This window comes from Sphingomonas oligophenolica, assembly GCF_039522915.1.
Classification (GTDB): Bacteria; Pseudomonadota; Alphaproteobacteria; order Sphingomonadales; family Sphingomonadaceae; genus Sphingomonas; species Sphingomonas oligophenolica.
Genome location: NZ_BAAAEH010000039.1, coordinates 102518 through 127471, shown reverse-complemented (window position 1 = coordinate 127471; position 24954 = coordinate 102518). Strand labels below are relative to the sequence as shown.

Below are 24954 nucleotides of genomic sequence, written 5' to 3'. Positions count from 1 at the left end.
TCAGCCGGCGCGCGCCGGGGTATTGACGCCCATGCTCTGGAGGTAGCGCTTCACATTGCGCGCCGCCTGGCGCAGCCGCTGCTCGTTCTCGACCATCGCGATGCGGACAAATCCCTCGCCATTCTCGCCGTACCCGACCCCCGGTGCGACCGCGACCTTGGCATGGGTGAGCAGTTGCTTCGAGAATTCGAGGCTGCCGAGATGCGCCAGCGCCGGCGGCAGCGGCGCCCAGGCGAACATCGAGGCGCGCGGCGGCGGAATGTCCCAGCCGGCGCGGCCGAAGCTCTCGATCAGCACGTCACGGCGGCGCTGATAGAGCTGGCGGTTCTGCTCGACGATGTCCTGCGGCCCGTTGATCGCAGCGACCGCGGCTGCCTGGATCGGCGTGAAGGCGCCGTAATCGAGATAGGATTTCACCCGGGTCAGCGCCGAGATCAGGACCGGATTGCCGACCGCGAAGCCGATCCGCCAGCCAGCCATCGAATAGGTCTTGCTGAGCGACGTGAACTCGACCGCGACATCCTTTGCGCCCGGCACCTGGAGAATGGAGGGCGTCGGGCAGCCGTCATAATAGAGCTCTGAATAGGCAAGATCGGACAGCACCCAGAGCTTGTGCTCCTTGGCGAAGGCGACGACGCGCTCGTAGAAAGCGAGATCGACCACCTCGGCGGTCGGGTTGGAGGGATAGCCCATCACCAGCACCGAGGGGCGCGGCACCGTGAAGGCCATCGCGCGTTCGAGCGCTTCCCAATAATGTTCGTCGGGCGTGGTCGGCACGCTGCGGATCGTCGCGCCGGCGATGATGAAGCCGAAGGTATGGATCGGGTAGCTCGGGTTTGGCGCGAGCACGACATCGCCCGGCGCGGTGATCGCTTGGGCGAGGTTGGCGAGACCCTCCTTCGAGCCGAGCGTGACGACGACCTCGCTCTCCGGATCGACATCGACCCCGAAACGCCTTTTGTAATAGCCGGCCTGGGCCTTGCGCAGCCCGGGAATCCCCTTCGAGGCCGAATAGCCATGCGCATCGGGCTTGCGCGCGACCTCGCACAATTTGTCGATCACATGCGCCGGCGGCGGCAGATCGGGATTGCCCATGCCGAGATCGATGATGTCCTCGCCCGTCGCGCGCGCCTCTGCCCGCATCGCATTGACCTCGGCGATGACATAGGGGGGCAGGCGGCGGATACGGTAGAAATCATCGGACACGGGGGTTTCCTCATGGTCGCAAAGGCGGCGATGAGGGCCTATACCAGACCCGATCGGCCTGCGCGAAAGCAAATCGCGTGCACGCTAAAGGAGAACAAGGCGATGACCGCGGCGAGTGCAACCAGCGCGATCCCCAGCCTCGAAGAACTCCAGCACTGGACCTGGGTGCTCGGCCGTGCGCAGCAGATGATGCTCGAAAGCGGATTGTCGGCGGCCGCCGCCGCCGGACAACAGGAGGCTGGCCTGCCGGTGATTCCCGGCGTCAACGACCCGGCGACGATCAGGCGCGCCGAGGCGTTCTGGACTGACAGCCTCGATCTCTGGCGGCGCTTCCTCGATCCCGCCGCGGCGAAGGCAGCCGAGGACAGGCACGCCAGCGACAAAAGATTCGCCGCCCCGCAATGGCGCGACAACCCGGTGTTCGACTGGATCCGCCAGAGCTATTTCCTGATTTCGGACCATATGCTGAAGGGGATCGATTCGCTCTCGGGCGTCGACGAACGGCAGAAGGAGCAGCTCCGCTTCGCCGCGAAGGGTTTTCTCGATGCGATGAGCCCGAGCAATTTCCCCGCGACCAACCCGCTCGTGCTCGAAAAGACGATCGAGACCGGCGGCGAGAATCTGCTGAAGGGCCTGCAGCACATGCTCGCCGATCTTTCCAAGGGGCAGCTGACTCATACCGATCCCGACGCCTTCGAGCTCGGTCGCAATCTCGCGACCACGCCCGGGAAGGTGGTGAAGCGCACGCCGCTCTACGAGCTGATCCAGTACAGCCCGACCACCGACAAGGTGCTCGCCATCCCGCTGGTGATCTTCCCGCCCTGGATCAACCGCTTCTACATCCTCGACCTGACGCCCGAGAAAAGCTTCATCCGCTGGGCGGTCGACCAGGGAATCACCGTCTTCATGGTGTCGTGGAAATCGGCCGACGCGACCATGAAGGACGTCGTCTGGGACGATTATATCGAGGCGCAGATCGACGCGATCGACACCGTCCGCGAGGGGCTGAAGGTCGAGTCGGTGCATGCGATCGGCTATTGCGTCGCCGGTACCACGCTTGCCGCGACGCTGGCGGTGCTGGCGGCCCGCAAACAGGCCGACAAGGTGAAGAGCGCGACCTTCTTCACTGCGCAGATCGATTTCACGCGCGCGGGCGAACTGCTCCACTTCGTCGATGACGAGCAGCTCGCGCTGATCCGCACCCTGTCGCCCGATGGCTTTCTCGACGGCCGCTATCTCGCGCTGACCTTCAACCTGCTCCGCGGGCGCGACCTGATCTGGAATTACGTCACCAACAATTATCTGCTCGGCGCCGACTATACGCCCTTCGACCTGCTCCACTGGAATGGCGACACGACCAACCTGCCGGCGAAATGGCATATGAGCTATCTGACCGATCTCTATCGTGACAATCTGCTGGTGAAGCCTGGGGTTCTTACGGTCAACGGGACCCCGATCGACCTCGGACTGGTCAAGACCCCGTCCTATATCCAGGCTGGCCGCGACGACCATATCGCGCCGGCCGAAAGCGTCTGGTCGATCACCGAGCATTTCACCGGTCCGATAAAATTCGTGCTAGCCGGCTCGGGCCATATCGCCGGCGTCGTGAACCCGCCGACACTGGGCAAATATCAATATTGGCTCAATCCCGCGCCGGTGAAGACGCTCGCCGAATTCGTCGCCGGGGCGACCGAGACCAAGGGCAGCTGGTGGCCCGACTGGATCAGCTGGCTGCGCGATCAGGACTCGGCCGAGGTGCCGGCCAAGGGTGCGCGCAAGCCTGGAAAAGGCGCGTTGAAGGCAATCGAAGATGCTCCCGGCACCTATGTCAGATCACGCTAACTGTTGTTAACAGGCCGATTTACTCGCAGCGTGACACTTATGTTGCGGTGCAACAAAACCCTTGCAAAAACTGTGGCACGCAGCTATATTGCAGTGCAGCAAGCAACCATAGGAGGCCGTATGGCCAGCAAGGGGCGCAAGCCCGCAGGGGAGGCCCCTGCCGCGAAAGCGTCGGTGGCGAGCAAGGCGCCGGCCAAGCCGACAGCGGCCGCTCCAAAGCCCGTGGCCAAGGCGCCGGCAAGGCCCGTTGCCAAGACCGTGGCGAAGCCGGCCGCGACCCCCGTGGTTGCGGCAAAGCCGGTCGAGACGCCCCCGGCCCCGCCGGTGGTCAAGGTCGAGCTGCCCGAATCCGCTCCTGTCGCCGCCGCGGCGCCCGAGTCGGTCGTCGAAACCGCGGCAGCGACGCCGGCGATCGAATCGGCCGCCGAGCCCGAAGTGAAACTCCCGGAACCTCCCGTTCCGGAACCCGTCAATATCGTCGAAGCACCCGCCGTCGCCGTTGCGCCGGCCGCCACCATTCAAAAGGAAGTGACCACCATGGAAGCCACCATCAAGAACGCCACCGAAAAGGCCCAGACCCTGTTCGCTGAAGCCAATGAGCGCGCCAAGGCAGCCGTCGAGAAGAGCACCAAGCTCTTCGAGGAAGCCAATGAGTTCTCCAAGGGCAATATCGAAGCGATCGTCGAATCGGGCAAGATCGCTGCCAAGGGCATCGAGACGCTCGGCCAGGACGCAGCCGAGTACAGCCGCAAGCAGTTCGAAGGCGCGACCGCCGCGCTGAAGAGCTTCGCTTCGGTGAAGTCGCCGACCGACTTCTTCAAGCTCCACAGCGACTATGTCCGCTCGGCCTTCGATTCGGTCGTCGCTCAGACCTCGAAGAACACCGAAGCGATGCTGAAGCTCGCCGGCGAGGTCGCCCAGCCGATCTCGAACCGCGTTGCGGTTGCCGCCGAGAAGGTCAAGATCGCCGCGTAATCGCGCTGACGATCGGGAAAACGAAAAGGGCGGTCCTGCTGGGCCGCCCTTTTCATTTGAGTCTTGATCCAGGAAGCGGGCTGGTGCCGCGTCAGCGAAGCTGAAACAAGCTCTAAACAGGGTTGATGAGATGCAACCCCTTGCCCTTGGGCCCCGGAGTGCCATATTTTCGACTTCACATGATCGATGACCCGAACACGACGGCAATGGCCGAGCGCCGCGACGGCGATGGCGGCGATGACGAGGGCACTGGCCTCGGCATCGCCACCCGCACCCGTACGCGGACCAAACAGCCGACGCCTTACCGCGTGTTGCTGCTCAACGATGATTACACGCCGATGGAGTTCGTCGTGCTGGTCCTCCAGCGTTTCTTCAAGATGGACATGGAAGCAGCGACCCGGGTGATGCTCCACGTCCACCAGAAGGGCGTCGGGGTGTGCGGGGTGTTCAGCTATGAGGTTGCCGAAACCAAGGTTGCCCAGGTGATCGAGTTCGCCCGGCAGAACCAGCACCCGCTCCAATGCACGCTGGAAAAGGCGTGATTCCCAGTTCCTCCCCGAGCAAGCTCGGCGAGGCATCGGAGGGACTACCGCCCTTCCGGTAACCACCCCAGATCGAGCCCGGCATAGCGATCGACAAAGTTCGCCGCCTTTGCCAGCGCCCGCTCGTTGGTGAGCGTGACCCGGCCGCCCTCGCGCGCGATCATCCCTTCTTCCTCGATCTGGCGGAGCATTCGGTTGACATGGACAGCGGTCAACCCGGTCGCGTCGCCGATCTCCTCCTGGGTCAGGCCGAGGGTGAAGGTCTTGCCTGAGCCCTTGTCGAGCATTCGTATCCGGCTGCGCATCTCGAGCAGGATCGCCGCAACCCGCGCCTTGGCCGAAGTCCGCCCGAGCGCCGCGAGCCGGTCAGTCAGGGCAGCGCGCTCGATCTGGTTATGGACCAGGATCAGCGCCGCGAGCCGGGGATGATCGCTGACCAGCCTGCTCATTGCCGATCGCTCGAACGGGCTGACCATTGCGTCGGTCAACGCGGTGAGCGTCTCGGGCGCCTCGCGATAGACCAACGTCGAGACGGCGATCATGTCGCCGGGGAAGAGGAAGCGCAGAATCTGCCGGCTGCCGTCGTCAAGCAGCACTGAGCTCATCATCATTCCCTTGCGCAGGATGAACAGCTCGCTGCACCGGTCATTCTCGCGCTGCAGCGTGGCGCCGCGCCGCAAGGGACGTTCTCGTTCCTCCAATTGCTCGAGCGCCGCCTGTTCGCCCGGTGTCAGCGCGACCATGTCGCTCAATCGTTCGGCGAAACAACTACCCGGCACGCCCACATCCCCCAAGCCCCGGACAGCCAGAGCATTGCAGGAGAATCAGTGCATTAAAGTCGATCAAGCATTGTTACAGCGGGATTGCGGCGCTTGCCGCGAAGACGGGTGCTTGCGCGGCCACGTACAGGCGATAGAAGCCGGCAATGGACCGTATCCTCATTCGCGGCGGCAAGCGCCTGTCGGGCAAATTGCCGATCTCCGGCGCCAAGAACGCAGCGCTCACCCTGATGCCGTGCGCCTTGCTCACCGAGGAGCCCGTGACCCTGCGCAATCTGCCGCGCCTTGCCGATGTCGACAGCTTCGGGCATCTGCTCAACCAGCTCGGCTGCTCGACCCAGATCGAGGGCGCGCGCCCTGAAGATTTCGGTCGGGTGATGACGATCCGCGCCGGCAAGCTCACCGCGACCGAGGCACCCTATGACATTGTCCGCAAGATGCGTGCATCGATCCTGGTGCTCGGCCCGCTGGTCGGCCGTGCCGGCGAGGCGACCGTGTCGCTGCCGGGCGGCTGCGCGATCGGCAACCGGCCGATCGACCTGCACCTCAAGGCGCTCGAGGCGCTCGGCGCCGAGATCGAGCTGGCGGCGGGCTATGTGAAGGCGGTCGCGCGCGGTGGCCGGCTGGCAGGGGGCCGCGTGACCTTTCCGATCGTCTCGGTCGGCGCGACCGAGAATGCAGTGATGGCGGCCGTGACCGCGAAGGGCGGCTCGATCATCGAGAATGCCGCGCGCGAGCCCGAGATCGTCGATCTGTGCAATTGCCTCGTCGCGATGGGCGCATCGATTTCGGGGATCGGCACCGAGACGCTCGAAATCGAGGGGCGGGACCGGCTCCACGGCGCCACCTACCGGGTGATGCCCGACCGGATCGAGGCCGGCAGCTATGCCTGCGCCGCGGCAATCACCGGCGGCGCGCTCGAGCTGGTCGGCGTCTCGATCGACGATATGCGCGCGACCGTCGCTGCCCTGATCGAGGCGGGTGTCACCGTCGAGGAGCGCGGCGAGAATCTCTATGTCGAGGCGAAGAACGGCCTTGGCCCGCTGACTCTCTCCACCGCGCCCTTTCCCGGCTTCGCGACTGACATGCAGGCACAGTTCATGGCGATGCTGACGCTCGCCGACGGCGCCAGCGTGCTCACCGAGACGATCTTCGAGAATCGCTACATGCACGTGCCCGAGCTGGCGCGGATGGGCGCCGACATCCAGGTTCGCGGCCGCACCGCCGTCGTGCGCGGCGTCGACAAGCTCGTCGGCGCGCCGGTGATGGCGACTGACCTGCGGGCCTCGATGAGCCTGATCCTCGCCGGCCTCGCCGCTGAGGGGGAAACCCAGGTCCAGCGGGTCTATCATCTCGATCGCGGCTATGAGCGGCTCGAGGAGAAACTGAGCGCGGTCGGGGCCGATATCGAGCGGGTCAGCGACGGCTGAGCCGGTGGACGCCTATCTTCTCGTCAAGACCGTCCATATCATCAGCGCGACGATCCTGTTCGGTACGGGCGTCGGCATCGCCAATTTCTTCTTCTTCTCGCAGCTGAGCCGCGATGCCGCCACGCGCCGCTTCGCAGCGGCGATGACGGTGCGCGCCGACTTCCTGTTCACCCTGCCGGCGGTGATCGTCCAGCCGCTCAGCGGCTTCTGGCTGGTGTGGAAGGCGGGTTTCGCCTGGGACGATGCCTGGCTGGTCTGGGCCTATGCGCTCTACGCGCTGGCCGGCATCTGCTGGGTGCCCGTGGTGCTGATCCAGATCCGGATGAAGCGGATGCTCGAGCGTGAAGCGGCCGGCGGCGCGCTTGACCAGGCTGCCTATCGCCGGCTGTTCCTCTGGTGGTTCGCGCTCGGCTGGCCTGCCTTTGGCGGCCTGATCGCCGTCTTCTTCCTGATGGTGTTCAAGCCGACATGATGGCGCGTGTCCTCGTCATCGGCGGTTACGGCAATTTCGGCAGCTATATCGCGAAGGCGCTCGCCGACGAGGAGGCGATCCAGCTGCTCATCGGCGGCCGCTCGGCGGAGAAGGCCCGCGCCTTTGCAACCGGATTGGGGACGATTCATCCGGCCGAGGCGCATGCCATCGACATCGACGGTGACATTCCGGCCGCGCTCGCGCGTATCAGGCCCGACATCGTCATCCACACGACCGGCCCGTTCCAGACCCAGGATCACCGTGTCGCGCGCGCCTGTGTCGGTCAGGGCTGCCATTATGTCGATCTCGCCGATGCGCGCGATTTCGTCGCCTCGATCGGCACGCTGGACGGTTCGGCCCGTGAAAAGGACGTGCTGGTCGTCAGCGGCGCAAGCTCGGTGCCGTGCCTGACCGCGGCGGTCATCGACGACTATCTCCCCAGCTTCGCCCGGCTCGACAGTATCGATTACGGCATCAGCGCGGCGCAGCAGACCAATCGCGGGCTGGCGACGACCTCGGCCGTGCTCAGCTATGTCGGCAAGCCCTTCACCGCGCTCCGCGACGGCGTGATGCGCACCGTTTACGGCTGGCAGGATCTGCACGCCGAACAATATCCCCAGCTCGGCACCCGCCTGTTCGGCGATTGCGACATTCCGGACCTGACGCTGTTCCCGGCGCGCTATCCCGGTCTGCGCACTCAGCGCTTCTCGGCAGGGCATGAACTGGCCATCCTGCATATCGGCACCTGGCTGCTGAGCTGGCTCGTCCGCTTCGGCCTGGTCCGGTCGCTCTCCGATCACGCCGAGTCGCTGTTGCGACTTGCGCTGCTGTTCGACCGGTTCGGGTCGAGCCGGAGCGGCTTTCACATGTATCTGTCGGGCATTGGCCATGACGGCACCCGCCGGCAGGAGCGCTTCTTCCTGATCGCCCGCTCGGGCCATGGGCCCTACATCCCCTGCATGCCCGCGATCCTGCTGGCGCGGAAACTGGCGCGCCGTGAGATCGCGCAGCGGGGCGCAATGCCCTGCCTCGATCTCATCACGCTCGGCGAGTATCTCGCCGCTCTGGAGGGGCTGGATATCACCGTCGTACGGTGTGGTGCCGCTGCCTGAGCGACGGTCTCAGGGTATTGCTGCAGCAACCCATGCTCTCTGCGCGTCCGTGTCGGGGACGGACATGCCACGTGCGTGCGTTATCGCTGCGAACGCGTCGGCTGAGTCCATTCCTGCCGTGGCCAGCACCAAAGCTGCCATGAGTGATGATCGGCCAATGCCCGCTCGGCAGTGGATTGCTACGCCGGCACCTTCAGCACCCCGTTTCGCTATCTCCCCGGCCAGCGCGCGGGCCTCGGCGAGGGAGGACGGTACGCCGCGATCAGGGATCGGGAAGGACAGGAAGTCGATATCGTGATGCTCGCACAGGGTGCGCTCGCGTTGCAGCTCCAGATCGCTCACCTCTTGCGGTTCAAGCAAGCTGACGACAAGATCGACGCCGGCATCCCGCCACGCGCGTATCTCGTCGTCGAGCCAGTCCCCGGCCCGTGGTCGTGCCATGATCGCCAGCCGGTGCGATTTAGGGTGCGCAATCCAGTAGAGGTCGGGGGGCCGGTTCAAATCGCCGCCAGCGCCTGCTCGAAGTCTGCGATCAGGTCATCGGCATCCTCGACGCCGATCGAGATGCGCACCAGATTGTCGGTGATCCCCAGCGCCTGCTTGCGCGCATCGGGCACCGACAAATGGGTCATCGCGGCAGGATGGCTGGCGAGCGTCTCGGTGCCGCCGAGGCTGACCGCGAGCTTGGCGATCTTGAGCGCGTCGAGAAACGCGAAGGCTTCCGTCTCGCCGCCCTTGATGATCAGCGAGAAGGTGGAGCCCGCGCCGGTGCAGTGGCGGCGATAGATATCGGCCTGGCGCTCCATGCCCGGGGTGCTTTCGAGAAAGCCGAGATAGCCGACCCGCTCGACCTTGGGATGGGTTCGCAGATACTCGCAGACCTTGACTGCATTCTCCCCCGCCCGGCTCATCCTGAGCTCGAGCGTCTCCAGGCTGCGCATCAGCATCCAGGCGGTATGCGGATCGCAGATCGTGCCGATCGTGTTGCGCATCATCCGGATCGTGTTGATGTGCTCCTTCGAGCCGAGCACGCCGCCCGCGACGAGATCGCTGTGGCCGCCGGCATATTTGGTCAGGCTGTAGACGACGATATCGGCGCCGTGCTTCAGCGGCTGGAGCCAGAGGGGCCCCAGGAACGTGTTGTCGATCGCGATCGGGGGCCGCTCGGCGGCGTTCTTGAAGATCGCGTCACGGCTGGCGGCGACCGCCTGGATATCGACCAGCGCGTTGGTCGGGTTGGCCGGGCTTTCGAGATAGATCAGCGCGACTCGGCCGGTCGCTGCCTTGGAAAGGACTGCGTCGATCTCCTCGCGGGTCGCGCCCGCCGGGAAATCGAGCCAGTGCACGCCGAAACGGCCCAGGATTCGCGCGATCAGCGTCTCCGTCGCGGCATAGAGCGGGCCGGAATGGACGATCGTGTCGCCCGGCTTGACCATCGACAGGAACAAAGTCGCGATCGCCGACATGCCTGACGAGAAGGCAAGCGCATCCTCGGCATCCTCCCAGATCCCCAGCCGGTCCTCGAGGATCTCCTGGTTCGGGCCGTTGAAGCGCGAATAGACCAGGCCCTCGGCGCCGCCCGGACGCTTGCCGGTGACGCCCTCGAAATGCCTTTTGCCCGCCGCCGCATTGGGGAAGACGAAGGTCGAGGTCAGGAAGATCGGCGGCTTCAGCGATCCTTCCGACAGCATCGGATCATAGCCATGGCCCATCATCAGGGTTGAGGGCTTGAGCTTGCGGTCGCCGATCTTGTCGACTGACGGCTTGGGCTTGGTCCGCGCTGCGACGCCGGTGAGGTCGGCTTCAGTGTCGGTTTCGTTCTTGATCGCCATGGTCTGGATCCTGTCGAGAGGCTGTTGCGCGGCTTCTAGCCGGGGATAGTCGCATTTGATACTGGTTTGACGAGATGCTCGTGCGTCACATTGACCATCACCGAAACCGCGCTCGACCGTGCCCGTTCCCCCGCGCTAGGATTGAAAGGTCGCGGTCCCCCGGTTCGCCTCGTCAAAGGAAAGCCGACATGCACTTTCCCGCAGCATGCCCGGAGATTCCGGTCGAAAGCCTGGCCGCCGCGCTGGCTTGCTATCGGGATCAATTGGGTTTCACCATTGACTGGTCGGACGAGCAACTCGGTCTCGCCGGTCTCTCGCGCGGCGATTCACGGCTCTTCATGGCGAGCGCGGCCTATCGATCGGTTCTCGGCAATCGGGCGCCGATTGTCCTCTGGTTGAATCTTTCCGGCCGTGGCGAGGTCGACGCTCTCCATGCTGAATGGGCCCGCGCAGGGGCGAGGGTCGCAGGCCCGCCGAAGGCGATGCCGCACAAGCTGTACGAATTCTTCGCCGAGGATATCGACGGCAATATGCTTCGCGTCTTCTACGACTTCGCCTGGGAGGAAAAGGGAGCAGGAGGCGAGGCGCTATAGCCCGATGATCGAGATCTGCCGGCCATTGTCCGGCTCGCCGCGATGCGTCGCGCGGCGGAAGCTGAAGAAACGCTGCTCGTCGGCATAGGTGTCGAGGCCGAGCATCTCGATCTTCGTCAGGCCCGCCGCGGCCAGACGGTGCGCGACATAGGCTTCGAGGTCGAACTGGTGATGGCCCGGCTTGCCCGAGGCGAAGAAGCGCTCATTGGCTGGATCGTCGGCTTCGAAGCGCAACGCGAAGCCGTCGTCCACCTCATAGCTCGCCCGGGCGATGCAGGGGCCGATCGCAGCGGCGATCCGCTCGCGCTTCGCGCCCAACGCCTCCATCGCGAGAATCGCCGCGTCGGTGACGCCGCCGATCGCGCCTTTCCATCCGGCGTGGGCCGCGCCGACCACGCCCGCCGCGCGATCGGCGAGCAGCACCGGTGCACAGTCGGCGGTGAGAATGCCGAGCGCGAGCCCCGGCCGGTCAGTGACGATCGCGTCGGCCCGCGGGCGCAAACGCTCCTCGAACGGCTCGGCCACGGTGAAGGCATCGGCTGAATGGATCTGGTAGAGCGTGACCAATGCCGCGCCCGGCAATATCGCGGCGGCCGCGCGACGCCGGTTCTCGGCGACGGCAAGAGGGTCGTCCTCCGACCCGATCCCGACATTGAGGCCGGCATAGACGCCGGTCGAAACGCCGCCGCGCCGCCCGAGGAATCCATGCGCGACGCCGTCAAGCGCCTGGGCGCGGATGATCTCGACGTCCTCGATGGCCGGTGCGCTCACAGGACCAGCCGCATGATCCGGTCGTCGTCGATCGTCTCGCCGACCCGGAAGGCGTAGCGCCCGATCTCGCCAAAGCCGTAGCGCTCGTAGAAGCGCCGCGCGCGGTGGTTGTCGACATAGACGCTGAGGATGACTTCCTTCGCGCCGTGGCTGCGGGCGTGCTCGAGCGACCACGCCATCAGCTCTTGCGCGACGCCCGTGCCCTGCCACGGTCCGAGCACGTAGAATTGATAGAGCTCGATCGCATCGGGCCGCCATTCGCCGGGAAAGGTGACCGGGCCCATCTTGACGAAGCCGATGATCTCGCCGTCGTCGAGCGCTAGGCGGACAGCGAAATTCGGGTCGGACAGCTGCGAGGGCAGGCCGTTCGCGCCGAATGCCTCGTCCAGGAACGCGGCGAGGTCCGACTGGCGGTAGAGCGTGCCGAAGGTCTCGGTGAAGGAACGCCGCGCCATCGCCGCAAGCGCAGGGCCGTCGATCGTGCGCGCGTCGCGATAGGTGATCATGCGAAGCCTGCGGGGCTGGGCCAGGTCGGTGCGATGATCGCAAGCGCCTTGAACAGGTCGCCCATCGCGCCGGTCAGCCGTTCCCGGTCAGCGGCGATGCCCGCTGCGCGATCGGGCGCGGCGGCGGCGAGCGTCGCCGCCCGCGCGTCGATGCCGAGCGCGGTCAGCAGGGTGCCCTGGCCGATCACGGCCGAGGCATGCGCCCCTTCAGCCAGCGCGGCGGCGGCCAGGGTCGCGAAATCGACATGCGCGGTCAGGTCCTGATCTCCCGGTGTTTCGAACGGATTGGCGAAGGCGTGCGCGCGTATCGCTTGAAGCGTGTCGCCGATCGCCGGCCCTTCATAGCCATAGTCGATCGCGAGTACAGCACCCCCTTGCGCGGCGATCGCCTGGGCAAGCGCACGCATCACCGCAACGCTCGCCGGCGAGGTCTCGATGATCGATCCCGGCGGGGCATCGCGCAGGCCGGGCGGGATGATCGTGTCCGGCACCTGCTTGCCGGCGATCGGCAGGAACAGCAGATCCTGGCAGGCGACGAGCCGCTCATGCCAGCCGGCCCCGGCGCGGACGAGCTGGCGGATCGGCAGCGCGTCGAAGAATTCATTGGCGACGACGATCAGGGGGCGATCGGTCGGGAGCGTCGAAACAGCGTCATGCCAGGCTGCGCCGGGCACCCGCGCCGCCTGTGCGGCACGCAGCACCGGGCTGGTCTCGACGAAATGGACGGGCGGGGTGAGGCCGGCCCTGGCCATCGCCCGCACCGCATCCGCGGCGAGCGTGCCGCGTCCCGGGCCAAGCTCCACCCAGGCAATGTCTGGCCGCCCGGCGCGATCCCAGAGATCGGCACACCACAGGCCGATCAGCTCGCCGAACATCTGGCTGATCTCGGGCGCGGTGGTGAAATCGCCCGAGGCGCCGAGCGGATCGCGCGTCGCGTAATAATGCGCGTTGGCGGCGGCCATGAACTGGGCGATCGAGATCGGCCCCGCCAGCGTTATCGCGCGGGCGAGGCGATCAGCGAGCGATGCCTCGATCCCCCCCGCGCCTGCGGGAGGGAGCGGTTCACGCAACGCTCTCGCTCCCCGCGATCGGCTCGACGCGCTCGCGACGTTTCTTCGCGGTCGCCACCAGATAGATGCCGCCGGCGATCATCGGCAGCGTCAGCACCTGGCCCATATGGATGGTCGTCGCGAAGAAGGTGCCCTGGAACTGCGAATCGGGCTCGCGGAAGAATTCGACGGTGAAGCGCGCCAGGCCGTAGAAAATCAGGAACAGCCCGACCAATTTGCCCGGATCGTAGCGCGCCTTGGTCTTCCAGAAGGCGAACCACAGGATCGCGAACAGGACGATGCCCTCCAGCCCTGCCTCATAGAGCTGGCTCGGGTGGCGCGCCGGATCGACGCCGAAAGCGACAGTGCGTGGGAAGACGATCGCCCAGGGCAGATCGGAGGGCTTGCCCCACAATTCCCCGTTCACGAAATTCGCCAGGCGCCCGAAGAACAGCCCGAAGGGCACGCAGCCGGCAAGATAATCATGAATCCGCAGCCAGTTGAGCTGATGCCGCCGGGCGAACAGGATGATTCCGATCGACGTGCCGATCATCCCGCCATGGAAGGACATGCCGCCATCCCACAGCTTCAATATCTGCAGCGGATGGACGAACATGCTCGGCGCATAGAAGATCACATAGCCAAGCCGCCCGCCCAGGATGATGCCGAGCGTCGCGTAGAAGACCAGATCGTCGGCATGGCGCCGCGCCATCGGGCTGCCCGGCGTCGCGATCAGCTTGAGCAGATACCACCAGCCGAGAAGGATCCCCGTGATATAGGCGAGCGAATACCATTTGATGTCGAACTCATGCCCGAACAGAGGAATCTTCAGCGCTTCGGCGTGAAGGTGAAGGTCCTCGAACCGGATATGGTTCTGGGCGGTCGCAAGGGCGGTCAGGATCAAGGCTTTTCCCCAAGGGTTCGCGCCTCCATAAAGACCGTTGAGGTCAAGACCAAGGGGAGAGACGATGCGTACGGAACTCGACCGGCGAATGGACGAAGGGCTGGCGATGTTCACCGGCGAAGCCGGCCCCCTGCCGCTCGGCTCGATCACGCTCGACGGCATCGACCTCCCGATGATCATGGCGGCGCCGCCCGCGCTGCCGCATTATTTCGCGCATTATGCCGCCGAGCATAAGGACAAGACCTTCCTCGTCGCGGGTGACGAGCGGCTGACCTTCGCTGCCGTCTATGCCGAGGCGGAGAAGGTTGCGCGCACGCTGGTCGGCGAGGGGCTGATCAAGGGCGAGCGCGTCGGCATCGCCATGCGCAATTCGCCGTCCTGGATCACGCTGTACATGGGCATCACCATGGCCGGCGGGATTGCCTGCCTGCTCAATGGCTGGTGGCAGTCGGAAGAACTTGCCGAGGCGATCCGCGACGTCGACTGCACCCTGGTGTTCGCCGATCCGCCGCGCGCGAAAAGACTGGCGGCGATCGAGGGCCTGGCGCTGCCGGTGGTCGAGATCGACGATCTCCAGCCGCTGGCCAAGGCGATGGCCACGATCACGCATAGCTGGCCCAGGGTGCCGCTGCCCGTGCTCAGCGGTGACGATCACGCGACCATCCTGTTCACCTCTGGCTCGACCGGCCAGTCGAAAGGCGCGCTCAGCGATCACCGCGCGGTGCTCCAGGCAGTGTTCAACTATCTGACCCAGGCGCTTGTCATGCTCGGCATCGCGACCGCCGACGGCAACCCGCCCGAAGGCCAGCCCGCCACCCTGCTCACCGTCCCGCTGTTTCATGTGACCGCTGAAGTGCCGGTGTTCCTCCAGAGCTTCGCGATGGGCCGCAAGCTCGTCCTGATGCCGAAATGGGATGCGGAAGAGGCGATGCGGCTGATCGAGGCGGAAGGCATCACCTATTTCGTCGGCGTGCCGCTGATGAGCTTCGAGATTCTCACTCACCCCAATCGCCCGAAATATGATCTTTCGACCGTCACCGATTTCGCCGCCGGCGGCGCGCCGCGGCCGGTCGAGCATGTCAGGCGGATCAAGGAGGAAATGGGCGGCGGCGCCCCGTTGCTCGGCTATGGCCTCACCGAGACCAATGGCGTCGGCTGCGGCAACTGGCGCGACAATTATCTCGCCAAGCCCAATTCGACCGGGCGCGCCTCGGCGCCGCTCGTCGATCTCGCCATCCTCGACGGCAATGGCCGCCCGGTCGCGCAGGGGGTGCGCGGCGAGATCGGCATCCGTTCGGTCTGCAATTTCAGGGAATATTGGAACCGGCCCGAGGCGACCGCCGCAGCCTTCACGGTCGATCGCTATTTCCTGACCGGCGACATCGGCTATCTCGACGAGGACGGCTATCTCTTCATCGTCGATCGCAAGAAGGACATCATCATCCGCGGCGGCGAGAATATCTCGTGCCAGGAAGTCGAGGCGGCGATCTACGCACACCCCGCGGTCGCCGAGGTCGCGGTCTTCGGCCTTCCCGACGAGCGGCTCGGCGAAGTGCCGGGCGCGGTGGTGAAATATCGCGACGGAGAGGCGCTGACTCAGGAACAGCTGTGCGCCTATCTCTATGCGCATATCGCAGCCTTCAAGGTGCCGCAGCGGATCTGGAGCTCGACCGAGCCCTTGCCGCGGCTGGGGACCGAGAAAATCGACAAGGTGGCGCTCAGGGCGACATATCGCGCGATTGCCGAGGAAGAGGCGCGACAGGCCCAGGCGTGAAGGTCAAACTGGCGCCTCGTCGATCTCCGCGATAGAGCAGCCCGATGGCGGCACGCGACATGTTCGAGAAGATCGACCGGCGGCAGCTGCTGATCGGCGGCGGCGTTGGCGTCGGGTTGTTGATCGCCTGGGGGGTATGGCCGCGGCATTATACGCCCAACCTCACCGCGGCCAAGGGCGAGACGATCTACGGCGCCTGGCTCAAGATCGGCACCGACGGCCATGTCACCGTCGCGGTGCCGCAGGCCGAGCATGGCCAGGGCGTCTATACCACGCTCCCGCAGATCATCGCCGACGAACTCGGTGCCGATTGGCGCACCGTCGCGGTGCAGCCCGCGCCGCTCAACCCGCTCTATGCCAATCCGATGGCCGCCGATGTGCTGTTCGAGGGCGTGTTCGACGCCTTGCCGGGGCCGCTCCGCGCGAGCCATGTCTCACGGACGGCGCTCGAGCTGACCGGCGGCTCGACTTCGGTGCGCGCCTTCGAGAATGATCTCCGCCAGGCTGGTGCCACGGCGCGGGTGCTGCTCTGCAAGGCGGCGGCGGCACGGTGGAAGGTCGATTGGCGCGCCTGCAGCACGGTGGGCGGGTTCGTCGTCCACGGCGCCGACAAACTGCGCTTCGGCGATCTCGCCGCGGAGGCGACCGGCGGATCGCTGCCCGATCCGCTGCCGCTGCGCAGCGGCGACGCGAACCGGCTCTACGGCCAGTCGCTGCCCCGGCTCGATGTGCCCTCCAAGGTCGACGGCTCGGCCAATTTCGCCGGCGATGTCCGCCTGCCCGACATGGTGTTCGCCGCGATCCGCCAGGGCCCGGTGGGTGATTCGAAACTGATCGCCGCCGATCGCGCCGCCGCCGATCGGATCCGCGGCGTGCTGTCGGTGGTGACCAATGATCGCTGGATCGCGGCGATCGGCAATAATTGGTGGGCGGCGAACCAGGCGCTGCGCGCGCTCAACCCGACCTTCGAGACCAAGGGCGCGATCGTCAGCTCGTCGAGCATCGACGACGCGCTGACCGCAGCGCTCGACGGTCCGGGCGAGCGGATGGCGAGCGAGGGCGATCTCGCGGCGATCTTCAAGGGCGCGCGCCTCGTCACCGCCGAATATCGCGCCGGCCTTGCCGTCCATGCCGCGATCGAGACGATGACGGCAACCGCGCATCTCGACAATGGCCGACTGGAACTCTGGCTGCCGACCCAGGCGCCAGGCCTCGCCCGCGCCGCTGCGGCGGCGGCAATCGGCATCGCCGAAAGCAGGGTAACGATCCATCCGATGCTGATCGGCGGCTCGTTCGGCGCCAATCTCGAGCATCAGGCCGCGGGCCAGGCGGCCATATTGGCGCAGGTGCTGAAACGCCCGGTCCAGCTCGTCTGGTCGCGGAGCGAGGATCTGCTCCATGATCGCTATCGTCCGCCGGCCGCCGCCCGCATGTCGGCGCGGCTCGGCCCCAACGGGCAGATCCTCGGCTGGCTCGCCAAGATCGCAGCGCCTCGCACCGGACACGAGCTCGCCGGCCGGCTGATGGCAAGCGACAAGACAGTAAGGGCGGCGCTGGCACTCCCGGGCATCGGCGATGCCTATGCAGTCGCCGGCGCAAAACCTTTCTACCGCATGCCGGCCTATGCGATCGATCATCATCCGGCCGATATCGGCGTGCCGACCGGCCATTGGCGCTCGGGCGCACACAGCTACACCGCCTTCTTCACTGAATGTTTTCTCGACGAGCTTGCTCATGTCGCCGGCACCGAGCCCCTGTCGTTCCGGATCGGCATGCTCGGCGGCGACGCCCGGCTTGCCCGCTGCCTCTCGACCGCCGCGTCGCTCGGCGGCTGGGAAGGCGGCGTCCAGGGCAGTGCCCAGGGCATCGCCTGTCACAGTTTTCGCGGCAGTCATATCGCCGTGCTGGCCGAGGCGCATATCGGCGACGACCAGGGCCCGGTGGTGGACCGGATCGTCGCCGCGGTCGATTGCGGCCGCCAGGTCAATCCCGACGTGGTGCGCCAGCAGATCGAAAGCGGACTGATCTTCGGCATGACGGCGGCGCTCGGCGGCGCGACCGGCTTCACCGAGAATCTCGCTGATGCCCGCACTCTTGGCGATCTCGACCTGCCCAGGCTTGCCGATATCCCCGACATCACCGTCGAGCTGATTCGCAGCGAAGCCGATCCGGGCGGGGTCGGCGAGCTCGGCGTGCCGGCAATCGGTCCGGCGATCGCTAATGCGCTCCAGGCCTCGACCGGCTACCGCATCCGCAACCTGCCGCTGGTGCGCGGCGACGAATGACGCTCCCCCAGGACCATCCCGCCGTCCCCGCGCGCAAGCTCGGCGTTCTGCTGATCAACCTCGGCACGCCCGACGCGGCTGACGCGCGCTCCGTGAAACGCTATCTCGCCGAATTCCTGTCGGACCGGCGCGTCGTTGAAATCCCGCCGATCCTCTGGCAGCCGATCCTGCGCGGGATCATCCTCAACACGCGACCCAAGAAATCGGCCCATGCCTATGGTCAGGTCTGGCGCGAGGACGGCTCGCCGCTCGCCGCGATTACCCGCCTCCAGGCAGCGGCGCTGAAGGACGCATTCGGCCCCGACGTGATGGTCGACTGGGCGATGCGCTACGGCAACCCGTCGATCGGGGATCGGCTCGCGGCGTTGAAGGCGGCCGGTTGCGAGCGCATCCTGCTCGCGCCGCTCTATCCGCAATATTGCGGCGCGACGACCGCGACCGCGAATGACAAGGCGTTCGAGGTGCTTGCGGGGATGCGCTGGCAGCCGACGATCCGCACGCTGCCGCCTTATCATGACGATCCGGCCTATATCGGCGCGCTGAAGACCTCGGTCGAGGCAGCGCTTGCGGCGCTCGATTTCACGCCGCAGGCGATCCTCGCGAGCTTCCACGGCATGCCGCAGCGCACGCTCGAGCTCGGCGATCCCTATCACTGCCAGTGCCGCAAGACGGCGCGGCTGCTCGGCGAGGCAATGGGTCGTGACCTGATCGTCACCTTCCAGTCGCGCTTCGGTCGCGCCAAATGGCTCGAGCCAGCGACCGACACGGTGCTGGAGAGCCTGCCCGGCAAGGGCATTGCCCGAGTGGCGATCGTGGCGCCGGGCTTCTCGGCTGATTGCCTCGAGACGCTCGAGGAGCTGGCGATCCGCGGCAGGGAAAGCTTCATCGCGGCGGGCGGAAGCGATTTCGCCTATCTTCCCTGCCTCAACGACAGTCCGGAGAGCATCGCGATGCTTCGGATATTGATCCTTCGAGAGCTTGAAGGCTGGACCGTCCCCGCCTAGCCTCGCGTTCAACCGGCAAGAGGAGAGAAAGAATATGGCACGCGTTGCGATCGTCACCGGCGGCACCCGCGGCATCGGCGAGGCGATCAGCCTTGCGCTCAAGGATATGGGGGTGACCGTCGCCGCGACCTATGGCGGCGACGACGCGCGGGCGCGCGCCTTTACCGAGCAGACCGGGATCGCCGCCTATAAATGGGATGTCGCCGATTTCGACGCCTGCCAGGCCGGCTGCGCACAGGTCGCCGAGGAGCTGGGTCCGGTCGATATCGTCGTCAACAATGCCGGCATCACCCGCGACGGCACGATCCTGAAGATGACCTATCAGATGTGGAAGGAGGTCATCGATACCAATCTCGGCGGCTGCTTCAACATGGCCAAGGCGGTGTTCCCCGGCATGCGCGAGCGCAAATGGGGGCGGATCGTCAATATCGGCTCGATCAACGGCCAGGCCGGGCAATATGGCCAGGTCAATTATGCCGCCGCCAAATCGGGCATTCACGGCTTCACCAAGGCGCTTGCGCAGGAAGGCGCGCGTGTCGGCGTGACGGTCAACGCAATCGCGCCCGGCTATATCGATACCGACATGGTCGCTGCGGTACCGGCCGACGTGCTCGAGAAGATCGTGGCGAAAATCCCGGTCGGCCGGCTCGGCCAGGCGCACGAGATCGCGCGCGGCGTTGCCTTTCTGTGCTCGGAAGACGGCGGGTTCGTGACGGGATCGACTCTGTCGATCAACGGCGGGCAGCATATGTACTGACGGGCGCAGGGGTCGCCACGCCGACCCCGATGCGCGGCGACGCCCGCGCAGCGCCCGGCACGGGCGGCGGGTGGGCAACGCCCAACCCGACCGACGGCGGCTTTGCCGCCGGCGCGCCAGCTTCTTCGGCTCCGAGCGACCGGGCGATCATCATCTCGCAACCCAGGCCTCTTCCGCTTTCGGTATCCGCAGCTCTGCTCAGAGGCGACTATCCGTTCGTCTATTCAGCAGCCGCGTTTCTGGACCGTTTCAGAGAACCTTAACGGGCCCTGTACTATGAGCGCCGATATGCCCCGCTTGCCTTTCCCCAACCTGTTCTCGCGTATCGGCAACCGGATGGTGGTGACATGCGGCCTGCTCCTCGCACTGGGTCTGGCCGAGCGGCTTGTGTTCCTGCCGGCGCGCACTGTCGACATGATAGGTGCCTATACGCCTTGGCTGCAGACCGCCGAACGAGTGGGCGGAAGCTACCTGAGCCATAGGTTCACCGACTACGCACCCTTCTATGAACATTGCCTGGCGCTGATCGCACTGTTCCCGGGACCTGCAATCCTGCGCATCAAGATCTTCTCTATTCTCTGGGACGTGGTGCTGGCCCTCATGGTCACGCTTCTCGTTCCGCCGGGCCGGCGATTGCTCGCCGCGGCGATCACGCTGGCGCTGCCGACCATAGCGATGAACTCGGCGCTGCTCGCGCAGTCCGACGCTATCTATGGGGCCATGGTCCTTGCCTGCATCGCCGCTGCTCTGCGGAAGCGGCCAGTATGGACGATGCTTGCCTTCTCCGGTGCGCTTGCCGTCAAGTTACAAGCCTTATTGGCCGCGCCGTTGCTCGTCCTGTTGTGGCTGAACCGACGCCAGCCGCTATGGACGTTTGCGATGGTTCCGCTAGCCTATCTGTTGTTCGCGCTGCCGATGGTGATGGCGGGCCGCCCGCTGCCCGAGATCTTCGGCGTCTATGGTAAGCAATTCGACTTGTTCAAAATACTGTCAAACAACGCGCCAAATATCTGGCAGGTTGGGCAGGGGCTGATGAGCTACGAGCATGGTCTGATGCTGGGTCTCCCGGGCGCGATGGTGCTGACGGGCGCTGCCGTCCTGCTGCTATGGCGCGCGGGCACGCTGCACGTCCGCGACGGGCTTCTGCTGGCTGCGGCGATCCTGCTGATCCTTGCCCCCTATATCACACCCAAGATGCATGATCGATACTTCTACCTGGCCGATCCAGTGTTGGTAGCACTTGCTTGCCGTGACCGTCGCTTCCTGATGCCCATGCTGCTCGCCCAGGCAGCGTCGATCCTCGCCTATGTGCCTTTCATCGCTGACGGCTACATCGCGGAAGATCCGATATGGGGTCGCACTGGATCGGTCGCGCTGGCGACCGGGCTCAGCTACCCGATGCTGCCACTGCTGGGTACGGCCCTAATGGGCGCCGCGTTGGTTCTGCTTGTAGGCGAGGCGTATCGGCGGGCCGAGTGGCGAGCCCTGACGCTCCGTGGCTGGTCGCGGTCTTTTCAGGCTGATCGTTTCCAAGGCCTCTCTCCGCCGGCTCGACCGTAAGCCATCCGACCGGGATCCCACCGACGGTTATCTGCTGCCGGGCTGCATCTCCATACTTACCAAAAAAGTCGAGGGCCGGCTCCGTTTCCGGAACCGGCCCCCTCCCTCGATACGCTACGCGAGGGATCTCAGCGGCGGCAGTAGCCCGGATCGTCCGAACGGTCGATCGCGCGGCCGGCAAGCGCGCCGGCGCCTGCGCCGAGCACGGTGCCGAGGGTACGATCGCCGCGTCCGGCGATGCCGTTGCCGAGCAGGCCGCCCGCGATCGCGCCGATGATCGTGCCGGCATCATTGTTGCAGCGACGGCTGCGATAGTCGCGGCGGTGATCGCGATAGTCGCGATACCCGCGATAGCCACGATCCTGCTGATAATAGCCGCGATCGTAATAATAATCGCGATCATAGTCGCCATAGCGCTGATCCTGATAATAACGCTCATAGCGCTGCGCCGCGGCCGGCGTAGCGGGGATCAGGGCGGAGGCGCCCATGGCGAGGGTGGCGGCGGCGAGGCTGAGCTTCCTGAACATGATCATTCTCCTTTCCTGGGTCGTTGATCCCGCTATGGCGCCGCCGGCTTGAGCGCGTCCTGAATGGAGTCGTTAGCCCGCGTTCAGGAATGGAAAGCCGGTTGCACGCGCGCCGGCCGTCGATCAGGGCGGGGGGATGCGAATATTGCTCTCGGTCCTGTTGCTGCTGTTTCTGGTCCCGTCCTGGATGGGCGAAAGCCAATTGCCGCTGCTCGGGCGGGATCCGGTGTTCGAGGCGCGCCCGGTCGAGCTCGACAGCGCTGACCCGGCGCGTCGCCGGGTCGGCCAGCTGACATGGCTCGGCGGCGTGCAGCTCCTCAGTTCCGACTCCGCCTTTGGCGGTTTTTCGTCGATGCATGTGGCCGACGATCATTTCACGCTGTTGAGCGATGGCGGCAACATCGTGCGGTTCAGGATGAACTCGCTCGGCCAGCTGAGCGAGCGCGGCTTCGCGGAATTGCCGGCCGGTCCCGGCACCGGATGGCTCAAGCAGGACCGTGACAGCGAATCGATGACGGTCGATCCGGCGACGGGTCGGATCTGGGTCGGCTTCGAGAGCGCCAACGCGATCTGGCGCTTCTCCCCCGGCTTCGCCCGTGGCGAGGCGCATGCGGCGCCCCCGGCGATGGCCGATTGGCCACCCAATGAGGGTCCCGAGGCGATGACCCGGCTCCCGGACGGCGGCTTCGTCGTGATCGACGAAACAAGGCCCTGGCGACACGGGGGGGGCAGGGGGAAGGGCAGGGCGGCGATTCGCTTTTCGGGTGATCCGACTGAACATCCCCGCGCCGGTTTCGCGTTCAGCTACCTGCCGCCGCGGGGCTATGATCCGAGCGACATGGCTGTCCTGCCCGATGGCCGGCTGCTCATCCTCAATCGGCAGTTCAGGCTGCCGTTCGAGTTCGCGGCGAAGCTGGTGGTGATCGATCAGGCGGCGATTCGCCCCGGTGCGCTGGTGCGGGGCCGCGAGATCGCGACGCTGGCGAAGCCGCTGATCCACGACAATTTCGAAGGGCTCGCCGTCACGCGCGAGGGCGATGCGACGATTATCTGGATCTGCTCCGACGACAATCAGCTGTTCCTGCAGCGCAGCCTGTTGCTGAAGTTCAGGCTCGAGCCTGATCCGGCGCCGGCACGCCGCTGAAACGAAGCCGGCCCGCTTCCCCGATGGAGAAGCAGGCCGGCATCAGTTCGGAAAACCGAAAAGAGGTTAGGCGGCGACCGACGCTGCGCCAAGCTTCTTGCGGACGTCGCGCTTCAGGCGACGTGCACGCAGCGACAGCTTGTCGTCAGTGGTCTTCACCAGCCAATTGTCGAGACCGCCGACATGTTCGACCGAGCGGAGCCCGTGAGTCGAGACGCGCAGCTTGACGCTGGTGCCGAGCGCTTCGGACATCAGCGTGACATTCTGCAGATTCGGCAGAAAGGTGCGCTTGGTCTTGTTGTTGGCGTGGGAGACGTTGTTCCCAACCAGCCGGCCCTTGCCGGTCAGTTCGCAAATCCGCGACATATGTCGTATCCTGAGGTTCGGCCAAAGGGCTGCAACAGCCCTGTAAAGGCGGCGCGGATAGCCGGATCGGGACAGGGCGTCAACCGATTCAGCCTTTACCGATGCAACCTACCGGGTGAAGTAGCGTTAATTACGGTAACGATTCGATTTCCGTCGATATCCTGGAGAATGCCCATGCGCTTCCTGCTCGCCCTGATCGGCCTCGCCGCCGTCGTCGTCGCCGTGCTGCTATCGCTTGGCCTCATGACCCTGAAAACCACTCCGGGCTCGATGCCCAGTGTCAGCTTCAATGGCGGCACTGCGCCGTCAGTGAACGCGAATCTCGCTACCGTCACCATGGGAACCGAGAACAAGACGATCGAGGTCCCCACCGTTACCACCACCCAGAAGACGATCACGGTGCCGACCGTGACGATGAACAAGCCCGGCGAGCCCGCGAACAGCAGCGCTACCAAATAAGGCGTCCCGTGCCGCCCGGGCTGGCCCGGGCGGTGGGGTTGGGGCAAGAGGGGCCGTGTTTCCGATCCCCGCCCCGATGCGCGCCGCGCTCGATGCCGCCGTCCAGGCAGCCGCAGCGGGCGAAGTGCCGGTCGGCGCTGCTGTCGTTCTCGATGGCAGGATCCTCGCGGTGGCCGCCAACGCCCCGCGCACCCGCCATGATCCCACCGCGCATGCCGAAATGCTGGCGATTCGCGCCGCGGCGGAGGCGATCGGCGGCGACCGGCTCTCCGATTGCGACCTGTGGGTAACATTGGAGCCGTGCGCGATGTGCGCCGGCGCAATCGCCCATGCCCGAATCGCCCGGCTCTATTATGGCGCAAGCGATCCAAAGGGTGGCGCTGTCGAGCATGGTCCGCGGCTGTTCGCGCAACCGACCATCCACCACCGGCCCGAAATCTATCCCGGTATCGGCGAAGGCGAGGCCGCCGCGCTCCTCCGGGAATTCTTCGCGGCGCGGCGATAATGGCTGACGTCGCTCCTCGACGGATCCTGATTATCCCGAGATTCTTGCAGGCTGCCTGATGGGATAGTAGCCTGTGCCGCAATCTTGTTGGCGATCAGGCGACACAGTCGATTTTCACGACGACCAGGAGGCGACAAATGGGCAATATTCTCATCGCTGCCACTCTTTCCCTTTTGCCGGTGCTTGCGGCTCAGCCGGTCCCCCATAATGGTTTGGAGGGCGGAGACCTGAACCGCTTTCAGGAGATGCCCGGCCGTTGGGCGTCCTATCTCCTGACCGCTCCCGATGAGACATGCCTTATCCAAACGTCGTCAGGTCGCCCCGTTTGTCATACAAGGGCCGAGTGGGAAAAGGTTGCGGCGAAACTTGCGGCGGGTCAGGCGCAGTCACGCAAGCCCTGATCCCGGTTCCTCGCGCTGACCTCGCCGTTTATCCACATCTGAAGGCAGCGAAATCCTGCCCTTCACGCGGCGATTCGCGCCGATCGGTCGTCCGCTCGTCCCGCCTTTGATTCGATCGCCCCTCATCGCGCGGTTGTGAAGCGGCGCGAAACGCGCCAA

26 protein-coding genes are annotated in these 24954 nt (G+C 65.6%); 16 read left to right on the top strand and 10 right to left on the bottom strand.

Annotated features, from left to right (window positions below):
• Positions 1-1206 carry an LL-diaminopimelate aminotransferase gene (locus tag ABD050_RS19705; protein WP_343891198.1) on the bottom strand — a complete coding sequence of 402 codons (1206 nt, stop codon included), beginning with the start codon at positions 1204-1206 and terminating at the stop codon, positions 1-3.
• 102 nt (positions 1207-1308) lie between these two features.
• Between ABD050_RS19705 and ABD050_RS19700 the strand changes: the two genes are divergently transcribed.
• The 3 genes from ABD050_RS19700 to clpS all read left to right on the top strand — a co-directional run bounded on the left by ABD050_RS19700 (position 1309) and on the right by clpS (position 4565).
• Positions 1309-3048 carry a PHA/PHB synthase family protein gene (locus ABD050_RS19700; RefSeq protein ID WP_343891197.1) on the top strand — a complete coding sequence of 580 codons (1740 nt, stop codon included), beginning with the start codon at positions 1309-1311 and terminating at the stop codon, positions 3046-3048.
• Positions 3049-3168: 120 nt separating this feature from the next.
• Positions 3169-4023, top strand: a complete 855-nt coding sequence (locus ABD050_RS19695) for a phasin family protein (protein WP_343891196.1) — start codon at positions 3169-3171, stop codon at positions 4021-4023.
• A gap of 206 nt (positions 4024-4229) precedes the next feature.
• On the top strand, positions 4230-4565 hold the full coding sequence (clpS, locus tag ABD050_RS19690; protein ID WP_343891223.1) for an ATP-dependent Clp protease adapter ClpS: 336 nt from the start codon (positions 4230-4232) through the stop codon (positions 4563-4565).
• A gap of 44 nt (positions 4566-4609) precedes the next feature.
• Here clpS and ABD050_RS19685 read toward each other — a convergent pair whose 3' ends face one another.
• A complete protein-coding gene (locus tag ABD050_RS19685; protein WP_343891222.1) occupies positions 4610-5308 on the bottom strand; it encodes a Crp/Fnr family transcriptional regulator in 699 nt (232 codons plus the stop codon).
• Positions 5309-5490: 182 nt separating this feature from the next.
• Here ABD050_RS19685 and murA point away from each other — a divergent pair, with 182 nt between their 5' ends.
• From murA to ABD050_RS19670, 3 genes are read left to right on the top strand one after another with little or no spacing between them, the layout of a single operon-like run.
• The gene (gene murA / locus ABD050_RS19680) at positions 5491-6774 is read left to right on the top strand and encodes a UDP-N-acetylglucosamine 1-carboxyvinyltransferase (RefSeq protein WP_343891195.1); all 1284 of its coding nucleotides are present in this window, start codon (positions 5491-5493) and stop codon (positions 6772-6774) included.
• A gap of 4 nt (positions 6775-6778) precedes the next feature.
• The gene (locus tag ABD050_RS19675; protein ID WP_343891194.1) at positions 6779-7246 is read left to right on the top strand and encodes a DUF2269 family protein; all 468 of its coding nucleotides are present in this window, start codon (positions 6779-6781) and stop codon (positions 7244-7246) included.
• Positions 7243-8358, top strand: coding sequence for a saccharopine dehydrogenase family protein (locus tag ABD050_RS19670; RefSeq protein ID WP_343891193.1), 1116 nt, complete (start codon positions 7243-7245; stop codon positions 8356-8358). The genes ABD050_RS19675 and ABD050_RS19670 overlap by 4 nt, the downstream gene beginning before the upstream one ends.
• 9 nt (positions 8359-8367) lie before the next feature.
• Here the strand turns inward: ABD050_RS19670 and ABD050_RS19665 are convergent, their stop codons facing one another.
• Both ABD050_RS19665 and ABD050_RS19660 read right to left on the bottom strand, forming a co-directional pair.
• Positions 8368-8859: a protein-tyrosine phosphatase family protein gene (locus ABD050_RS19665; protein ID WP_425542487.1), complete on the bottom strand. Its 492-nt coding sequence runs from the start codon at positions 8857-8859 to the stop codon at positions 8368-8370.
• Complete coding sequence (locus ABD050_RS19660) at positions 8856-10190, bottom strand: cystathionine gamma-synthase family protein (RefSeq protein WP_343891191.1); 1335 nt, start codon at positions 10188-10190, stop codon at positions 8856-8858. Before ABD050_RS19660 ends, ABD050_RS19665 begins: the two co-directional genes overlap by 4 nt.
• 188 nt (positions 10191-10378) lie before the next feature.
• On the opposite strand from ABD050_RS19660, the gene ABD050_RS19655 reads away from it, so the two are divergent.
• Entirely contained in the window at positions 10379-10783 is a 405-nt protein-coding gene (locus tag ABD050_RS19655) for a VOC family protein (RefSeq protein WP_343891190.1), read from the top strand.
• Here ABD050_RS19655 and pgeF read toward each other — a convergent pair.
• The 4 genes from pgeF to lgt are packed head-to-tail and all read right to left on the bottom strand — an operon-like array spanning position 10778 to position 14013.
• Positions 10778-11539 carry a peptidoglycan editing factor PgeF gene (gene pgeF / locus ABD050_RS19650; RefSeq protein ID WP_343891221.1) on the bottom strand — a complete coding sequence of 254 codons (762 nt, stop codon included), beginning with the start codon at positions 11537-11539 and terminating at the stop codon, positions 10778-10780. The two genes, ABD050_RS19655 and pgeF, sit on opposite strands and share 6 nt — an antisense overlap.
• Before the next feature lie 11 nt (positions 11540-11550).
• A complete protein-coding gene (locus tag ABD050_RS19645; protein WP_343891189.1) occupies positions 11551-12060 on the bottom strand; it encodes a GNAT family N-acetyltransferase in 510 nt (169 codons plus the stop codon).
• On the bottom strand, positions 12057-13130 hold the full coding sequence (locus ABD050_RS19640) for a class I SAM-dependent methyltransferase (protein ID WP_425542486.1): 1074 nt from the start codon (positions 13128-13130) through the stop codon (positions 12057-12059). The genes ABD050_RS19645 and ABD050_RS19640 overlap by 4 nt, the downstream gene beginning before the upstream one ends.
• Positions 13123-14013, bottom strand: coding sequence for a prolipoprotein diacylglyceryl transferase (gene lgt / locus ABD050_RS19635; RefSeq protein ID WP_343891188.1), 891 nt, complete (start codon positions 14011-14013; stop codon positions 13123-13125). The genes ABD050_RS19640 and lgt overlap by 8 nt, the downstream gene beginning before the upstream one ends.
• Positions 14014-14077: 64 nt before the next feature.
• Here lgt and ABD050_RS19630 point away from each other — a divergent pair, with 64 nt between their 5' ends.
• From ABD050_RS19630 to ABD050_RS19610, 5 genes are all read left to right on the top strand, one after another.
• Positions 14078-15787: a class I adenylate-forming enzyme family protein gene (locus ABD050_RS19630; protein WP_343891187.1), complete on the top strand. Its 1710-nt coding sequence runs from the start codon at positions 14078-14080 to the stop codon at positions 15785-15787.
• A gap of 44 nt (positions 15788-15831) precedes the next feature.
• Entirely contained in the window at positions 15832-18072 is a 2241-nt protein-coding gene (locus ABD050_RS19625) for a xanthine dehydrogenase family protein molybdopterin-binding subunit (protein ID WP_343891186.1), read from the top strand.
• Positions 18069-19076: a ferrochelatase gene (gene hemH, locus ABD050_RS19620; RefSeq protein WP_343891185.1), complete on the top strand. Its 1008-nt coding sequence runs from the start codon at positions 18069-18071 to the stop codon at positions 19074-19076. Before ABD050_RS19625 ends, hemH begins: the two co-directional genes overlap by 4 nt.
• Positions 19077-19110: 34 nt before the next feature.
• Positions 19111-19833 (top strand): acetoacetyl-CoA reductase, encoded by a 723-nt coding sequence (gene phbB / locus ABD050_RS19615; protein WP_343891184.1) that lies wholly within the window; start codon positions 19111-19113, stop codon positions 19831-19833.
• Between the two features lie 276 nt (positions 19834-20109).
• Positions 20110-21393 (top strand): hypothetical protein, encoded by a 1284-nt coding sequence (locus ABD050_RS19610; protein ID WP_343891183.1) that lies wholly within the window; start codon positions 20110-20112, stop codon positions 21391-21393.
• Positions 21394-21521: 128 nt separating this feature from the next.
• On the opposite strand, the gene ABD050_RS19605 is transcribed toward ABD050_RS19610, so the two are convergent.
• Positions 21522-21920 carry a glycine zipper 2TM domain-containing protein gene (locus ABD050_RS19605; protein ID WP_343891182.1) on the bottom strand — a complete coding sequence of 133 codons (399 nt, stop codon included), beginning with the start codon at positions 21918-21920 and terminating at the stop codon, positions 21522-21524.
• 136 nt (positions 21921-22056) lie between these two features.
• Between ABD050_RS19605 and ABD050_RS19600 the strand changes: the two genes are divergently transcribed.
• Complete coding sequence (locus tag ABD050_RS19600) at positions 22057-23064, top strand: esterase-like activity of phytase family protein (RefSeq protein WP_343891181.1); 1008 nt, start codon at positions 22057-22059, stop codon at positions 23062-23064.
• Between the two features lie 66 nt (positions 23065-23130).
• Here ABD050_RS19600 and rpmB read toward each other — a convergent pair whose 3' ends face one another.
• Complete coding sequence (gene rpmB / locus ABD050_RS19595; RefSeq protein ID WP_343891180.1) at positions 23131-23430, bottom strand: 50S ribosomal protein L28; 300 nt, start codon at positions 23428-23430, stop codon at positions 23131-23133.
• Positions 23431-23598: 168 nt separating this feature from the next.
• On the opposite strand from rpmB, the gene ABD050_RS19590 reads away from it, so the two are divergent.
• From ABD050_RS19590 to ABD050_RS19580, 3 genes are all read left to right on the top strand, one after another.
• Complete coding sequence (locus ABD050_RS19590; RefSeq protein WP_343891179.1) at positions 23599-23889, top strand: hypothetical protein; 291 nt, start codon at positions 23599-23601, stop codon at positions 23887-23889.
• A 76-nt stretch (positions 23890-23965) separates the two neighbouring features.
• Positions 23966-24394 (top strand): nucleoside deaminase, encoded by a 429-nt coding sequence (locus ABD050_RS19585; protein ID WP_343891219.1) that lies wholly within the window; start codon positions 23966-23968, stop codon positions 24392-24394.
• Positions 24395-24531: 137 nt separating this feature from the next.
• Positions 24532-24795, top strand: coding sequence for a hypothetical protein (locus tag ABD050_RS19580; protein WP_343891178.1), 264 nt, complete (start codon positions 24532-24534; stop codon positions 24793-24795).
• Positions 24796-24954: the final 159 nt, after the last annotated feature.

Coding starts and splice junctions, on each gene's coding strand:
- ABD050_RS19700 (WP_343891197.1), top strand. CDS start 1,309: ATGACCGCGGCGAGTGCAACCAGCGCGATCCCCAGCCTCGAAGAACTC.
- ABD050_RS19695 (WP_343891196.1), top strand. CDS start 3,169: ATGGCCAGCAAGGGGCGCAAGCCCGCAGGGGAGGCCCCTGCCGCGAAA.
- clpS (WP_343891223.1), top strand. CDS start 4,230: ATGGCCGAGCGCCGCGACGGCGATGGCGGCGATGACGAGGGCACTGGC.
- ABD050_RS19685 (WP_343891222.1), bottom strand. CDS start 5,308: ATGGTCGCGCTGACACCGGGCGAACAGGCGGCGCTCGAGCAATTGGAG.
- murA (WP_343891195.1), top strand. CDS start 5,491: ATGGACCGTATCCTCATTCGCGGCGGCAAGCGCCTGTCGGGCAAATTG.
- ABD050_RS19670 (WP_343891193.1), top strand. CDS start 7,243: ATGATGGCGCGTGTCCTCGTCATCGGCGGTTACGGCAATTTCGGCAGC.
- ABD050_RS19660 (WP_343891191.1), bottom strand. CDS start 10,190: ATGGCGATCAAGAACGAAACCGACACTGAAGCCGACCTCACCGGCGTC.
- ABD050_RS19655 (WP_343891190.1), top strand. CDS start 10,379: ATGCACTTTCCCGCAGCATGCCCGGAGATTCCGGTCGAAAGCCTGGCC.
- ABD050_RS19645 (WP_343891189.1), bottom strand. CDS start 12,060: ATGATCACCTATCGCGACGCGCGCACGATCGACGGCCCTGCGCTTGCG.
- ABD050_RS19630 (WP_343891187.1), top strand. CDS start 14,078: ATGCGTACGGAACTCGACCGGCGAATGGACGAAGGGCTGGCGATGTTC.
- ABD050_RS19625 (WP_343891186.1), top strand. CDS start 15,832: ATGGCGGCACGCGACATGTTCGAGAAGATCGACCGGCGGCAGCTGCTG.
- hemH (WP_343891185.1), top strand. CDS start 18,069: ATGACGCTCCCCCAGGACCATCCCGCCGTCCCCGCGCGCAAGCTCGGC.
- phbB (WP_343891184.1), top strand. CDS start 19,111: ATGGCACGCGTTGCGATCGTCACCGGCGGCACCCGCGGCATCGGCGAG.
- ABD050_RS19610 (WP_343891183.1), top strand. CDS start 20,110: ATGAGCGCCGATATGCCCCGCTTGCCTTTCCCCAACCTGTTCTCGCGT.
- ABD050_RS19605 (WP_343891182.1), bottom strand. CDS start 21,920: ATGTTCAGGAAGCTCAGCCTCGCCGCCGCCACCCTCGCCATGGGCGCC.
- ABD050_RS19600 (WP_343891181.1), top strand. CDS start 22,057: ATGCGAATATTGCTCTCGGTCCTGTTGCTGCTGTTTCTGGTCCCGTCC.
- rpmB (WP_343891180.1), bottom strand. CDS start 23,430: ATGTCGCGGATTTGCGAACTGACCGGCAAGGGCCGGCTGGTTGGGAAC.
- ABD050_RS19590 (WP_343891179.1), top strand. CDS start 23,599: ATGCCCATGCGCTTCCTGCTCGCCCTGATCGGCCTCGCCGCCGTCGTC.
- ABD050_RS19585 (WP_343891219.1), top strand. CDS start 23,966: ATGCGCGCCGCGCTCGATGCCGCCGTCCAGGCAGCCGCAGCGGGCGAA.
- ABD050_RS19580 (WP_343891178.1), top strand. CDS start 24,532: ATGGGCAATATTCTCATCGCTGCCACTCTTTCCCTTTTGCCGGTGCTT.